The organism is Ruegeria sp. AP7, assembly GCF_056539905.1.
On sequence record NZ_JBQFVT010000001.1, the window covers coordinates 429,722 to 444,263 of the forward strand.

Annotated in this window: 13 protein-coding genes and 1 pseudogene; 9 read left to right on the forward strand and 5 right to left on the reverse strand. The window is 51.5% G+C overall.

Going from position 1 to position 14,542, the window contains the following annotated elements:
• Nucleotides 1-124: 124 nt before the first annotated feature.
• Nucleotides 125-460, reverse strand: a complete 336-nt coding sequence (locus ACR0KN_RS02050) for a YegP family protein (protein WP_480651020.1) — start codon at nucleotides 458-460, stop codon at nucleotides 125-127.
• 254 nt (nucleotides 461-714) lie between these two features.
• Between ACR0KN_RS02050 and ACR0KN_RS02055 the strand changes: the two are divergent.
• Nucleotides 715-1,221, forward strand: a pseudogene (locus ACR0KN_RS02055) (IS6 family transposase); the annotation flags it as partial.
• 118 nt (nucleotides 1,222-1,339) lie between these two features.
• On the opposite strand, the gene ACR0KN_RS02060 reads toward ACR0KN_RS02055, so the two are convergent.
• Nucleotides 1,340-1,477, reverse strand: a complete 138-nt coding sequence (locus ACR0KN_RS02060; protein ID WP_480651022.1) for a hypothetical protein — start codon at nucleotides 1,475-1,477, stop codon at nucleotides 1,340-1,342.
• 88 nt (nucleotides 1,478-1,565) lie between these two features.
• Nucleotides 1,566-2,216 carry a sensor histidine kinase gene (locus ACR0KN_RS02065; RefSeq protein WP_480651024.1) on the reverse strand — a complete coding sequence of 217 codons (651 nt, stop codon included), beginning with the start codon at nucleotides 2,214-2,216 and terminating at the stop codon, nucleotides 1,566-1,568.
• Between the two features lie 3 nt (nucleotides 2,217-2,219).
• Between ACR0KN_RS02065 and ACR0KN_RS02070 the strand changes: the two genes are divergently transcribed.
• The 4 genes from ACR0KN_RS02070 (at nucleotide 2,220) to ACR0KN_RS02085 (ending at nucleotide 6,596) form a co-directional block, all read left to right on the forward strand.
• Nucleotides 2,220-2,390 (forward strand): hypothetical protein, encoded by a 171-nt coding sequence (locus tag ACR0KN_RS02070; protein ID WP_480651026.1) that lies wholly within the window; start codon nucleotides 2,220-2,222, stop codon nucleotides 2,388-2,390.
• Nucleotides 2,387-3,094, forward strand: a complete 708-nt coding sequence (locus ACR0KN_RS02075; RefSeq protein WP_480651028.1) for an IS6 family transposase — start codon at nucleotides 2,387-2,389, stop codon at nucleotides 3,092-3,094. Before ACR0KN_RS02070 ends, ACR0KN_RS02075 begins: the two co-directional genes overlap by 4 nt.
• A 58-nt stretch (nucleotides 3,095-3,152) precedes the next feature.
• Nucleotides 3,153-4,610: a phage terminase large subunit gene (gene terL / locus ACR0KN_RS02080; RefSeq protein ID WP_480651030.1), complete on the forward strand. Its 1,458-nt coding sequence runs from the start codon at nucleotides 3,153-3,155 to the stop codon at nucleotides 4,608-4,610.
• Nucleotides 4,611-4,943: 333 nt separating this feature from the next.
• Entirely contained in the window at nucleotides 4,944-6,596 is a 1,653-nt protein-coding gene (locus ACR0KN_RS02085) for a sulfatase-like hydrolase/transferase (RefSeq protein WP_480651032.1), read from the forward strand.
• A gap of 685 nt (nucleotides 6,597-7,281) precedes the next feature.
• Here the strand turns inward: ACR0KN_RS02085 and ACR0KN_RS02090 are convergent.
• Entirely contained in the window at nucleotides 7,282-7,896 is a 615-nt protein-coding gene (locus ACR0KN_RS02090) for a response regulator transcription factor (RefSeq protein ID WP_170388913.1), read from the reverse strand.
• A gap of 135 nt (nucleotides 7,897-8,031) precedes the next feature.
• Between ACR0KN_RS02090 and ACR0KN_RS02095 the strand changes: the two genes are divergently transcribed.
• The 3 genes from ACR0KN_RS02095 (at nucleotide 8,032) to ACR0KN_RS02105 (ending at nucleotide 12,147) form a co-directional block, all read left to right on the forward strand.
• Nucleotides 8,032-8,511 carry a putative pterin-binding protein gene (locus tag ACR0KN_RS02095; protein WP_170388914.1) on the forward strand — a complete coding sequence of 160 codons (480 nt, stop codon included), beginning with the start codon at nucleotides 8,032-8,034 and terminating at the stop codon, nucleotides 8,509-8,511.
• Nucleotides 8,512-8,557: 46 nt separating this feature from the next.
• On the forward strand, nucleotides 8,558-11,119 hold the full coding sequence (locus ACR0KN_RS02100; RefSeq protein WP_480651034.1) for a hybrid sensor histidine kinase/response regulator: 2,562 nt from the start codon (nucleotides 8,558-8,560) through the stop codon (nucleotides 11,117-11,119).
• A gap of 320 nt (nucleotides 11,120-11,439) precedes the next feature.
• Nucleotides 11,440-12,147, forward strand: a complete 708-nt coding sequence (locus tag ACR0KN_RS02105) for an IS6 family transposase (protein ID WP_480651036.1) — start codon at nucleotides 11,440-11,442, stop codon at nucleotides 12,145-12,147.
• Nucleotides 12,148-12,254: 107 nt separating this feature from the next.
• On the opposite strand, the gene ACR0KN_RS02110 is transcribed toward ACR0KN_RS02105, so the two are convergent.
• Nucleotides 12,255-13,133 (reverse strand): LysR family transcriptional regulator, encoded by an 879-nt coding sequence (locus ACR0KN_RS02110; RefSeq protein ID WP_480651038.1) that lies wholly within the window; start codon nucleotides 13,131-13,133, stop codon nucleotides 12,255-12,257.
• A 97-nt stretch (nucleotides 13,134-13,230) separates the two neighbouring features.
• Between ACR0KN_RS02110 and ACR0KN_RS02115 the strand changes: the two genes are divergently transcribed.
• On the forward strand, nucleotides 13,231-14,538 hold the full coding sequence (locus ACR0KN_RS02115; protein ID WP_480651040.1) for an aminotransferase class I/II-fold pyridoxal phosphate-dependent enzyme: 1,308 nt from the start codon (nucleotides 13,231-13,233) through the stop codon (nucleotides 14,536-14,538).
• Nucleotides 14,539-14,542 lie beyond the last annotated feature (4 nt).

Below are 14,542 nucleotides of genomic sequence, written 5' to 3' on the forward strand. Positions count from 1 at the left end.
GCATCCCCGTAAGGTCCGCTTGGTCCGCAGAGCAGTCATTCAGCGGATTTGACGGAACGGCTGCTACGAGCCCATCGCAGACATTCCGTCGACGCTACCGCGCTGCTCTGCAGCGGACGGCCAATCAGCTTGTCAGGTCGTCGACTTTTGCTTCAGGGGCATTCTTAATAACAGACTCAATACCTTTGTCCCTAGCTGAAGCGCTGCTGTATTGCTCGCTTGTTCCGATTACCTGACCGTTCGAAGCTTTGAGGTTGAACATAGGTTTTCCGGCAGAAGTATCTTTGCGCTCGTAGCGGTTGTCGTCGATGGCATTTTTTTTCACAGAGTTGATACCATTTTCTGCACTGGCTCTTTGTTTGTAACCTTCGCTGGCAAGAATGATTTCGCCATTCCCTGCTTTCAATCGAAAACGATACTCGCCTGCTTTATCAGTGAAAAGTTCAAATTTCCCAGCCATTGCAGCTTTCTCCCTAAATTTTCTAGAAGGCCAATCTCGGCAACTGCCGTTCACATGACAAGCAAAATCTTATCGGCGCAATTCAGGCTGGTTCCTACGCGGATATGACATTAGCCGATCACATCCCCCTCGGTGACGTGACAGTCCTTGTCGACATGGCGAACATCCGTTTCGTTACACTGGATAGAATTGTACATGGTCTTGTCAGAAGAACTTCGCTTGAGCGGGGCAGGGCGGTTGCGTAGCTTTTGCCCATGACCAAACCTGCCTCTTTCAAGTATTTCAAGACCAGCCCTGAGATCATCCGCCTGGCGGTAATGCTGTATGTCAGATTTCCGCTTTCACTTCGAAATGTCGAAGACCTACTTCATGAGCGTGGGATCGATGTCAGCCACGAAACCGTCCGATATTGGTGGAACAGGTTCGGCCCGATGTTTGTCTCCGAGATCCGCAGAAAGCGTGTTCAGCAACTTCGAGCCTTTTCCAAATGGAAGTGGCACGTGGACGAGGTCTTTGTGAAGGTAAATGGCAAACGTCACTACCTTTGGCGGGCTGTGGATCAGGAAGGTGAGGTGCTGGAAGCCGTTGTCACCAAACGTCGAAACAAAGCTGCAGCACTGAAATTCCTCAGGAAATTAATGAAGCGGCACGGCAAAGCTGAAGAAGTAGTCACAGATCGCTTCGCATCCTACAAGGCTGCGCTCAGAGAAATGGGTGCGTTGGAAAAGCAAATGACGGGCAGATGGCTCAACAGACGCGCCCTGGCTGGCGGCGTTCAAACGGGAACTGCAGTCCTTTCCACGCGGTCGCAATGACGATCAGGTCGACAGCTTTGCCCACTTTCTGAACTGGTCGAAGGGAGTGGGGTTCTATCGGGCGCTAGGCCATGATCATCAGATAAACATCGAACGTCGCGAGCGCCGTCACGAGCGGATCAGACGGGGGTAGAACATAAACCAAAGTTCGAGGCCGGTAGTCGGCCTTGAACCGCCCCGGCGAACCTTGGTCAGTGGGCACGAAGGGCGGAAACCGGTCATTCGCTGCAATCGCAAAAATTCTATTTGATTGTGACAGGTTTCGGGTTCCGAGCAGAAATAGAAACAAACTATAGGGCTATGGGAAGCTCGAGCGTAACGCTTGCTCCTTTTTCGACTTGGTTGATCGCGACCACTCCTCCGTGACGCTTCGCGACAGCTGAGACAATCGACAACCCTAAACCGCTACCTTCGGAATATTCCAGCTGCGAAAATCGACTGAAAACGGCTTCGCTTTGGTCGGGTGAAAGGCCGGTTCCGTCATCAGATACGGTTAGTTTGACGTTCCCCGCGTCACAACGCAGTACAACTGATATTTGACTCAGTTTAGCGCCGCCGTGCTTAAGCGCATTGTCCAGCAGGTTTTTGATAGCCTCTGCCAAAAAGATCCGATCTCCCGAGACCAAGATTGTTGATTCTGGCATTGTGACTTCAAAATCGATCCCTTTTGTGAGGATATGAACGCCCATGTCAGCGCAGGCCTCTTCCACAACCGCACGGAAATCAATCTTGTCCATCTGATCCTGATGCGTAGGCTGCCGCAACCGCTCCAACGACAATAGCTGCTCGGCCACTGTGGCCGAGTTTTTTGCTGCCGCCACCAGCTCGATAATCCGTTTGTCCTTGTCTTCATCCGTTTTTGCATCCCGCAGCGCCTCGGCCATGGACTGGACTGCCGCCGCCGGATTTCGCAACTGATGTGCAGCTTCCGAGATAAACACCTGATGGGCATTGATACTGTGCTCAACCTGCCCAAACAGCCGGTTCAGAGTTTGAACAATGCCATGAACCTCGACCGGGACCGGACGCTTGATCTGGCTCAGGTCGTCAGGCGGGTCTTGTCAGAAGAACTTTGGTTGAGCGTAGCAGGGGTGTTGCGTAGCTTTTTCCCATGACCAGACCTGCCTCTTTCAAATACTTTAAAACCAGTCCCGAGATCATCCGCCTAGCGGTGATGTTGTACATCCGTTTCCCGCTCTCGCTTCGGAATGTCGAAGATCTGCTGCAAGAACGCGGGATCGATGTGAGCCACGAAACTGTCCGATATTGGTGGAATAGGTTTGGCCCGATGTTTGCTGCTGAGATAAGGCAGAAGCGTGTTCAGCAGCTGCGCGCGTTCTCCAAATGGAAGTGGCACGTGGACGAGGTTTTCGTGAAAGTGAATGGCAAGCGGCATTATCTTTGGCGGGCTGTTGATCACGAAGGCGAGGTACTGGAAGTCGTTGTCACCAAACGCCGAAACAAGCAGGCTGCACTGAAATTCCTCAAGAAGTTAATGAAGCGACACGGCAAAGCGGAAACCGTCGTCACGGATCGCTTCGCCTCATACAGAGCCGCGCTCAGAGAACTGGGTGCATTCGAAAAACAGCAAACGGGCAGGTGGCTCAACAACCGAGTCGAGAACTCGCACCTGCCGTTTCGACGACGTGAGCGCGCGATGCAGCGTTTCAGGCGCATGCGAAGTTTACAGAAATTCGCCTCCGTCCATTCCTCGGTCTACAACCACTTCAATCAGGAAAGATCGCTCACCAGCCGAGACACCTTCAAGCTGACGCGCACCGCCGCTCTTACCGAGTGGCGTCAACTTTGTTCCGGATAAGTTCGCGGATTTGGCGGCAAACTGAGACTAGTTCGAATTCGTCTGACAGCACCCAAAAATGGTCCAGCAAGCCGCGCGCGAGGTTTGCCGGGACAATTTCTTTCCCTTCGTGTGGCGTGTGTTTGACGCGCTGCACCAAGGGACTGACCACAGCTTTGATCCGGCTTGGCATGTGCGTGCCATGTGCCACGAATTGGACAACGTTCGCCAAGGCGAAAACAAGCGGTTGATCATCAACATCCCGCCACGTTGCCTGAAATCGGTCACCGTGGCCGTTGCATATGTCGCTTATCTTCTTGGGCACTCACCGAGCGCCAAGATTATTGTTGCCAGTTACGGGCTGGATCTGGCGCGCAAGCATTCCGAAGATTGTCGTCGGATCATGTCTGCGCGCTGGTACCGGGAAATGTTCCCTGAAACTGTCTTGGCTAAAAAGGGCAACACCTCAGAAGAAATCCGCACCACAAAGGGAGGCAGCCGTAAGGCTGTCTCCATCGGCAGTTCTGTGACTGGACATGGTGCCGATTACATCATCATCGATGATCTGCTGAAGGCGGGTGATGCGGGTTCCGAAGCTGAACTGGTCAAGGCACAGGAGTTTATTGAGGGAACCTTGCTGTCGCGCTTTGACAACCCGGCCGAGGGGCGCGTTGTCATGGTTGCACAGCGTTTGCACGAGATGGACCCGCCGGGCTACCTGCTGGAACGCGGGACCTATCGGCACCTAAATCTGCCTGCCATCGCCGAAGACCATGAGACGGTGCCTCTTGGGCGTGGAAGGGTCATGCACCGCAACCCGGGTGATCTCCTTTGTCCGTCGCGCCTGGATCAGAACAGGCTGGATACCAAGCGTCGTGAAATGGGCGCAGCTGTGTTCAATTGCCAGTATCAGCAGAACCCGATTGCGCCAGACGGATCGCCGCTGCGCTGGGAGTGGTTCGGCAGCTATGAGACCGTCGAAGATCGTCGCTGGTTCCAACTGGTTGTTCAAAGCTGGGATACGGGGATGTCTGCGGACCCCCGGTCCGACTTCTCGGCCTGCACAACTTGGGGGTTCCGAGAAAACGCGTGGTACCTTCTTGACGTCTGGCGTGGGCAGGTGGACTACCCAGACCTGAAAGCCAAGGCACTGCAGCTTGTCAGTCGCTGGGATCCGGATCGAGTTCTGATCGAGGATGCCGCTTCTGGCAAACAGCTTTTGGACGAGCTGTTTCGTGATGACCGCCGGCGCTATGAACGCATTAGACCTGACAAGGACAAGGAAACCCGGTTCCAGTCCGCGTGCGGTCCTGTCGAAGAGGGCAAGGTGTACCTGCCTGTAGACGCGCCCTGGCTGCGGACTTTCAAGCGGGAGCTGCAGTCCTTTCCGCGCGGGCGCAACGACGATCAGGTCGACAGCTTTGCCCATTTTCTGAACTGGTCCAAGGGACTGGGATTCTATCGGGCGCTGGGTCGCGATCACCAGATCAACATCGATCGTCGGGAGCGTAATCGAGAGAGGGTCAGGCGACGGTAGAGTCTCTTAGTAAAGCTTGAGGACGCATCGAGCCGTGCTTCAAAGGCGGTCACCTCTATCTATCCCGCGAGCGGCCCCAATGACCGCTTGCATCCGCAAAACAGCCCTTTGACTAAAGCTGTCGGATGACTGCTTCGAGCCCAAAGTGGGCATCCAAAGCGACGCCGACGAACAACCGCTTCTTGGGGGCGGGTCTAGTTCGACCGGATGCACTACAACCAAGTAGCTCTGAACCGAAAGCTGGCACTGAGGGCTCGGCCATGTGCACGTCGGGCGTATTGCATGACGAGTTTTTTTCAGATTTAGTTTTGGAAACTAGGGAGCAATTCGAACATGCATAAGCGTCTGCACGCCTTCACCGCAGCCATTTTGTACGCACTGGTCACGGCTAGTCCAGTTACTGCGCAAACCGGCCCAGTCGTCCACGATGCTGAGTACGACATACTCTTCGCACAGCATAGGCAAGCTTGGTTGGAACAGGATGCTCGTGTTGACCAGCGACTAAGTGAATTGCGTGAGACAAACGGGGGAAAGCGCCCAAATATCCTTTATATTCTGATCGATGATGTCAGTTTCGGCCAGATGGGAGTACCCATCTTGAACGACGTTTCTGGCATCGCCACACCGCGCATCAACCAACTTGCTGCTGAGGGCGCGGCGCTCACTCGAATGTATACAGAGGTTTCTTGCACGCCCACACGAACCGCTCTCTTGACCGGTCGTCTTCCTGTTCGAGCTGGCGTTACAGATGTGAAGGGGGTGATTGTCGGCGAAGGTTTGTCTGCACAAGAAGTAACGATCGCAGAAATCCTTAAGCAGTCAGGCTACAACACCAGTCACGTAGGGAAATGGCACCAAGGCGATATCAATGAAGCATTTCCGCACAATCAAGGCTTCGACAAGGCCTTTTTTCCAGTACACCAACAAGTGCAGCTGAGCCTGATGACACCCGAAGGTGCGGCGTCCGGCAATCTGTCGGGTTGGCATTCTTCGGGCCAGACCCAAGGATATGTTATTGACGCTTTCTTCAAACCATTCGGACTGGTCACTGGGCTAGAGGCCGAAGCTGGCGGTACCGCCCGCGAAGTCGATCTTGAGCCGGGTGAGGAGTGGACACAGTCACATTACATCGAAATGAATGAGCGGTATCAAAGACAGACACTCGAAGAATTGGATCGCCTTGCAGCCGAGGGTGAGCCCTTCTTTCTTCAATACTGGCCGCTTTGGCCAATCAACTTCGTACAGGACGGCGAGTACGTCTCGCGCAATGGCGGATACCAGGCCGAAAAGCTGCAAGTTCTGGACGGGATGCTCGGCGAGGTGTTCGATAAGGTCGATGACCTCGGGATCGGTAGTAACACTATCGTGGTACTGATGTCGGACAACGGTTTAATGTACCAATTTGAAGGCAAGTCCGGGTTTTCCCAATTGATTTACCGCGGCGGCAAAACCCAACACTTGGAAGGTGGCGTACGCGTGGACGCTTACGTTCGATGGCCTGATGCAATAACACCAGGTAGCCGCATGGGCGACATAGTACACGTCTCGGATCTGTTTACGACCTTCGCGCGCATCGGAGGCGGTAAGGACTTCATCCCTCGCGATCGAGTGATAGATGGCATAGATCAGACCGCGCTACTTCTGGAAGGCGATGGCAGCGGGCGCAGGGACTATGTCTACATTTATGAAGGCCCAGTCCTGCGCTCAGTGGTGAAGCAAGAATACAAGCTTCATCTACCGGCTCCGGGAGCCCCGGCAGCAACAGCTGGAGTTTACAACCTTTTACGTGACCCGCGAGAGATGTTCCCGTTCGTTGAGAATTCACTTTGGTCATCCGCATCATTCCAGGACATGGTTAAACGCCACTTGAAACGAATTGCAGAATACCCGCACCTGCCGCTTGGGACAGATGTTCCCTACGAGGGGATCGAAAACCTGCGTCCAGAAAGCGTCAAAGCTCGCGAACTATTTTTCAGCCGGAACTGATCTTTCGCGGAGCATTGTCATCCGGCATCTGGTTGTTGAACCACAAAGTAAAACTCGCTGCGACCGTTTTCCGCCGTTGCAAGGCTGCTGTGGCAGTGTCTGAATTGTCCGCAGAGCAGACGTTCAGATGTACTGCAGCGAAGGTCCGCTTCGAGCCCAAAGCGGGCAATTTCTGATAGCTCAAAGGCTCTTTGCGTATAAGGTTTGCATTGCATCAAAACTGTCGCTGAAAAGATTTTGACGAAAGGCTGAACAGCTACGAGTTTAACTTAATCACGTCACGCCGATGTTTTTTCTCGATTCCAGCATTCAGATTTACTATACTAAAGTAGCAATCAGTGAGTGGTTGTTTCATTTAATCGATTCTGGTCGCTCCTCCCATTGGTGGGCGGAGCGACAAATTTTTTTAACGATGCTTGACGAAAAGCGTTCGAACCAGCTTCTTGATCCGATTGTTTGAATGATTCATTTGTTTTCCGCTAAAATAAGTTAGGCAAATACTGCCGCTTTCCAAGTTCACTGAGTTTTTTTGCTGCGCTCGAGCATAACGCAGGGTTTACTCCTGACCGTTCTAGAGTTCGCGAACAAGGCTAAAGTCTAGGATGGGGGCGGGTCCACAAAAGCAACGTGAACTGAGCAAATCGGATACTTCACATCGATCGGGCGAGCGTTCAAAAGGTCCTAACTATAGCGGAGAGTTCGAATTTGCTAGCAAAGCGGCTTGTGTTCTATTACTCACCCGCAGTTTTCCGAGAATATTCGTTATATGAAACTTCACGGTCACTTCTTTTAAACTTAAATCTTGCGCTATCGATTTGTTGGATTGACCTGATGCCAGCATCTGGAGGATCTGCCTCTCTCGAGCTGTTAAGCCATAGATTTTCAGTCTATCTTCAGATTGTTCCAGAGAATTGTCACTTGAGTGATCAACAGGATTATTCGCAATCAGTTCGTTGATACTAGCTAGCATCAAATCCACAGGCATAGACTTTGGAAAATAGGCGAGCGCCCCAAGTTCAATGGCTTTATCCGCAACTTCAGGAGAGGCCACTCCGGAAATTATCACTGTTTTTTGGTTTGGAAACCGCGATCTGAGTCTCACTAGACCCTCTAACCCGTCCATTCCTGGCATCTGATAGTCGATAATGGCGAGATCGATGTTTCTGAAAGCTGAAAGCGATACGTATGCTTCCTCAGCGCTTGAAGCTACCTTTACTTCAAACCCAGCTTTTTCAGTCAGATAGGCGGCCAAGGTGTCGCGAACCAGTTGGTGATCATCGGCTAGTAAAATGGTATGCATCGACAACTAGGTTGCCTCCGAAAAAGAACTATTGTCCACCAAGCGGCGATTGGCTCGACTTTCCTTACAGTATGTTCGCTGCCCAATTAAATGATAACATCACTGTAACACCATGCATTTGGGGAGGCCAACTCTATGATATCAAAAAGTGTTCTGAGCATCGTTTTAGCACTTGTCGCGATGTGTTTTTCATCAGCTAACGCACAAAATTCAATCCAATTGACGGTAGTACTTGTTGGGGGAGAGCAAATAGAACTCTCATTGGAGGACTTGGATTCGTTGGAACAGGTTTCCTTTTCTACTTCTACAATTTGGACTGAAGGAGTCCGACAATTCAGCGGCGTGCCGGTTTCCGGACTGCTTGGGTACCTCAACGCCGAAGGTAGTCTGCTTAAACTATTCGCTTTAAACGACTATTCAATAGAAATGCCCGTTGCAGAGTTGGAGGCGGAAGTGCCGATAATCGCGACCCGTATTGACGGCGCCACAATATCGGTTCGTGAAAAAGGACCTTACTGGATAATGTTTCCGTTTGACGACAGTCCTGACTATCAGACAGAGTCGACTTTCGCTCGCTCAATCTGGCAGTTGCAACGAATTGTTCTTCTCGAATGAGTTGTAAGCGACTCTAATCTAAAAGGCAGAGTCTCGGGGAGTTGTGATGCAAGATAAACTGGCCAGGATTCTTATTCCGGCATCCGTGATATTTCTTGTTGCGCTCGTGGTTGCCTTGGGGCGGAATCTTTGGCTTGAACAGCGCGCTTTGTCCACTGCTGGTAACGAAAATGCCCAGTGGACAATTTTGCAGCTGGACACTGAGTTTGCTAATTTGCGTTCTGTTTTGCTTGAGGAATCTTCAAGTCTCAGCCCCGACAGTGCAAGGATCGACATACAGACCCAAATCGCCTTGAGCCGAATAGACCTCGTTAGTGAGGGAGTCGCTCGAGAAATAATCGAGAGCGATAACCGTGCTACGGAGCTGTTGCAACAACTCCATCAATTCGCCGAAGAAGCTACCAAACTTACTCAAAGCGACAGCCTACCCGCTGTTGTTGATGAACTTTTCGACTTGACGACACTTTACAAGCCAGTGGCAAGAGAATTGTCGTTGCTGGGAGTGTCTATCGGTGCCGAAAGAACTGAAGCTCGCCGACAAGAGTTTTCATCAACTCTTAGAAATGCCGGTGTGATCGCAACTTCAGTCGTCATTTTATTGGCTGCTGTGCTTCTGTTTTTGTACAGAATGTTGCGGATATCAAGGAAGCGCGACCTCGCACTTCGCGAAACGACAGCCCGGTTAGAGTCGACAGTTTCAGCTTCGCTTGATGCTATAGTGATTGGAAATGAGAAGGGAGAAATTGTAGAATTTAATCAAGCTGCTGAGCATGTTTTTGGCTCGAAGAAGAAGGAAGTTTTAGGTAGGAAAATTGAAGGCACGATTCTGCCTGCTGTACCTTCCCAAGAAGGTAATGAGGCCGATAATATCGAACTTCCCAATCTTCTTTCTGGGTTTTCTGAAAATAAGCGAGTTGAGATTTTAGGAACTAGGCGAAACGGGGAGGAATTCCCGGCTGAAGTCAATGTCATAAGGGCTTCAAAGGCCGGTAGCCCCTTGGTTGCCGTTTACCTGAGGGACATAAGTGAAAGAAAGCGCAATGAGCGAGCGCTATTGGAGGCCAAGGAGAAAGCAGAGCGAACTGATAGGGCAAAATCGCGGTTCTTGGAGATAATGAGCCATGAAATGCGAACTCCTATCACTGGCATTCTAGGAGTTTTGGACCTCCTCAAGACCACAGACCTTACGGAGAAACAAAGCCACTTCTTGGTGGTGGCCATCGCGTCTGGAGAAATTCTGCTGAAGCAGGTAAACGAAGCCCTTGATATTGCGCGAATAGAGTCTGGTTCTCTGGTTCTGTCACCTGCTAAGTTCAACCCACACAATAAAATATCGCAAGTCATTGCAATTCTTGAACCATTGGCGATGGCAAAAGGATTGAAACTGAAAACCGACCTTGATCCTGACTTGTACGGCTACTTCATTGCTGACGAAGTGCGTGTCGGCCAAATCGTCACGAACCTGGTTGGAAATGCTATCAAGTTTACTTCCGTTGGAAGTGTCAATGTCCAGTTGCACGGCAACATCTCGCAGCAGATCACTAACTTAATTTTGACTGTCTCAGACACGGGAGACGGGATACCAGAAAACCAATTTGAAAAAGTTTTCGAAGACTATGTGACGCTTACACTAGACAAAGGTCGACTGCCTAGGGGAGATGGTCTTGGACTACCAATTTCAAGAAAAATTGCGAGGATGATGGGGGGAGACATTACTGTTTGCTCCCAGTTGGGACGCGGAAGTCATTTTACCCTAACTATACCCATGAAAAAAGCGTCCGACTCTCTGCGAAATGGACCTAAGGTCGATCGCTTAAACTCAGTAAGATCCGCCCCGAGTGTGCATAAACTTTCTGTTCTCGTCGTTGAAGATAACGCCGTCAACAACTCGGTTCTTTGTGAAATGCTATCAAGCTTGGGTCACAACGTTCAAAGTGCGCTCTCAGGGGACGAAGGATACGAATTGGCAATAAGCACAAAGCATGATGTCATTCTTATGGACATTGGTTTACCTGACACTGATGGGTGTAAACTGACTGAGAGGATCAGAATGTCGGGTGGCCCGAATAAAACCAGTCGGATTCACGGGCTTTCTGCTTACGATGAAGGGGAATATCTCGAAAATGCTCTGAAATCTGGCATGGACGGTTATTCAACCAAACCAATTCGCCTCCGGGATCTCCAAAAGGTATTGCTGGGAGAACCGCTGGATTCGGACCCGGTGCGGGGAGATGCATCTTTAATTGATACAAAAATACTGCAAGAACTTGGCGACACACTAGGTCAAGCGCAAATGGAAAATGCTCTACGGGAATTCTTCGAAGAGATGTTCAATTTCTGTGTGGAACATGAGATGCTTCCTGATTTGAATGAGAGAGGGGAACTAGCATCCCACCTACATAAACTCAGCGGTGCAGCCGCTTTGTTCGGTTTTCGCTCGTTGACGAAAGTTGTTGAACACACTCGTAAGCAAGCTGTCGAGGCAGATATTAACTCACTAGAAATCGCATTAAGCCGCTTAAAGCAAGAGACCGAAGAGACTCGCCGGAGAATGGAAAAACTAGAATTCTTTAATAAAACTGACAGTTCGCGCCGGCACATTAGATAGTTTTTTTGTCTACTTTTGGCGAGTTCTGTCTTGCCGAGCTATTCTAATTGGTAGGTTGATAAAATTTATCGTTAGCAAATAATGCGGAGATCAAAAACAAAAGAACGGTACTCACTCACCGGAACAAACTATCGTTCTCAGCCCGTCGACGTTGTTCGGCGGGTGTTTTTGTTGGTCTTGTCGAAAAACTTGGGTCGAGGCGGGCAAGAAGCTGTTGGAATGCCTCATCTAACTAGGTCCACCGTTATGTATAGGGAACGGATGGTCTTGTCAGAAGAACTTGGCTTGAGGCGGGCAGGGCGGATGCGTAGCTTTTGCCCATGACCAGACCTGCCTCTTTTAAGTACTTCAAAACCAGTCCCGAGATCATCCGCCTTGCGGTGATGCTGTACATCCGTTTCCCGCTCTCGCTTCGGAATGTCGAGGACTTGTTGCACGAGCGAGGCATCGACGTGAGCCACGAAACTGTCCGGTATTGGTGGAACAGGTTCGGCCCGATGTTTGCTGCTGAGATCCGAAGAAAGCGGGTTCAGCAACTCCGAGCCTTTTCAAAATGGAAGTGGCACGTGGATGAGGTTTTCGTGAAGGTGAATGGCAAGCGGCATTATCTTTGGCGGGCTGTTGATCACGAAGGCGAGGTACTGGAAGCCGTTGTTACCAAACGTCGAAACAAGCAAGCGGCATTGAAATTCCTCAGGAAATTGATGAAGCGGCACGGTAAAGCTGAAACCGTCGTCACCGATCGCTTCGCGTCGTATCGGGCTGCTATCAGAGAGCTCGGCGCTACCGAAAAACAGCAGACGGGCAGGTGGCTCAATAACCGGGTTGAGAACTCGCACCTGCCGTTCCGACGACGCGAACGCGCGATGCAGCGTTTCAGGCGCATGCGAAGTTTACAGAAATTCGCCTCCGTCCACTCCTCCGTTTACAACCACTTCAACCAGGAAAGATCGCTCACTAGCCGAGACACCTTCAAACTGACCCGCACCGCCGCTCTTGCAGAGTGGCGTCAACTTTGTTCTGGATAGGTTCGCGGTTTCCGCGGCGAACTGAGACTGGTTCGAATTCGTCTGACAGCACCGCCACTTTTTCAAGCCAAATTTTCGCGGGTGCTTAGCTGCCCAGTTGGTCTTCATTAGTTTGATAATAACGCAACGACTTGACTTGTTTCAGATCTTTGTCGCGTCTTCGAAGGCAATGAAACAACAAGAGATCGACCTGTCGGACAAGAGCGCGAATGCGCAAACAGAAGCGTTTTGGATTCCAGTGCGTCTTCGATCAGACACAGATGCCCCATCAGCAGACCAGCCGATGCTTTGGCTTCTTCTACAGCAAGGCTATAGAGTGAGAACTGCGGGCCGCTTGCGTCAATTTGCAAATCAAAGCCCACATTTCGGGACCACGTGAACCAATCGTCGTTCCAGGTCTGGTCGTGCAAAATCGGTATCTCTCGAAAATCGTTTGAACAGTGCGCGCGGTCCAGAAGTGTAGGGGCGCAAACTGGCGCGATTACGTCTTGTGCCAAGGCAATTTGGTTTGACGATCCGTCCGGAACTGCGAAAAATATCGACAGATCAAACATCTCTCGCGAGAGACTGGGCGGAGTTTCCAAAGCGGTGACAGAGAAATTGATTTCCGGCAATTCTTTTCGGATCCGTCGCAATCGTTTTGGAAGCCAGAGCTGGGCAACGGCGGGCAGGGCAGCGATATGAAAATCAGCGTTTGGTTTAAGGTCGCGTAGGGAACGTGCTGCATCAGCCATTTGATCAAAGGCAGCGGAGAAAACCGGGACAAGCGATTGCCCCTCAGGCGTGAGCTCAACGCCTTGCGCGTTGCGTCGAAACAGCGGTGTACCGGCCCAGCCTTCCAGTGCCTTGATATGCTGCGAGATCGCCCCGGGCGTGACGTTCAATTCTTCAGCTGCAGCAACAAAGCTGACGTTTCTAGCCGCCGCTTCAAAGGCCCGCATCGCATTCAATGGAGGGCCTTTGGGGCGCTTGGGGGCAACACTCATTGCACAAGCCTTAGTTTTTCTACACCAAGAAATATCATTTCTGCTTTGCGGTGTCACGCGACTGCCGCCAAAGTGGCAAAAACTAGGAGGATGTCAGATGACACTTGCACAAAGAGACTGGGTGCCCACCGCAAGCGAAGCACTGGTTCAAGATATCGCAAAAAAGGCGGAATCGGCATCTTCAGATGACCTGATGGTGCGGATCGAGCATCTTGCAGAGGAAAACCGCCGCATACACGAGCAAGAGTGCTTTAACCTGAACCCTGCCACAAATGTCATGAACCCAAAGGCCGAGGCGCTTTTGTCTTCGGGGATTGGGTCGCGGCCCTCGCTGGGCTATCCCGGTGACAAATATGAAATGGGTCTGGAAGCAATCGAACAGATCGAGGTTATCGCGGCAGAGCTTTGCGCCGAGGTTTTTGATACTCGGTTCGCTGAGGTCCGGGTGCCCTCTGGGGCGATCGCCAACCTCTATGGCTTTATGGCGACCTGTAAAGCTGGCGACACTATCATAGCCCCACCTGGATCAATTGGGGGGCATGTGACACATCATCTGGCGGGATGTGCGGGTCTCTTTGGCCTGCGTACCGTCGAAGCTCCAGTTAACGCTGATGGCTATACCGTCGATCTGGATCAGTTGAGAGCGTTGGCAAAAACCGAACGACCAAGGCTGATCACCATCGGTGGCAGTCTTAACCTGTTTGAACATCCCGTCGCCGAAGTGCGTGCGATAGCTGATGAAATCGGTGCCAAGGTTATGTTCGATGCGGCCCATCAATGCGGCATCATCGCGGGGCGCGCTTGGTCCAACCCGTTGAAAGAGGGTGCACATTTCATGACCATGAGCACTTACAAAAGCCTCGGAGGACCGGCTGGGGGCCTGATCGTAACGGATGACGAAGAAATCGCAAAGGCGCTGGATGCAATCGCTTTCCCTGGTATGACGGCCAACTTCGATGCGGCCAAAACTGCGGCGCTTGCTGTCACGATGTTGGACTGGAAAGCGTATGGTTCTGCCTATGCGAACGAGATGATTGCGATGGCCAAAGCTCTCTCCAACGCATTAGATGTAAAGGGTGTTCCCGTCTTTTCTGGAACACAGGGCTTCACCAACTCTCACCAGTTCGCGGTATTGGCTGCCCCATATGGAGGAGGTCAGGCAGCATCTAAGCTGCTTCGCAAATGCGGGTTCCTCGCTTGCGGTATTGGATTGCCAGTGGAGTTAGTGGAAGGCGATATGAACGGTCTTCGTATCGGCACACCAGAACTGGTGCGATGGGGCATGACCTCTGGGGATGCCGAGCGTTTGGCTAATTTGATAACGCGTGGCCTGGGTGGGGAACAAATCCTGTCAGAGGTATCCGCATGGCGTCGTGAATTTGACACGCTGCATTATGTGAACTGAGAAC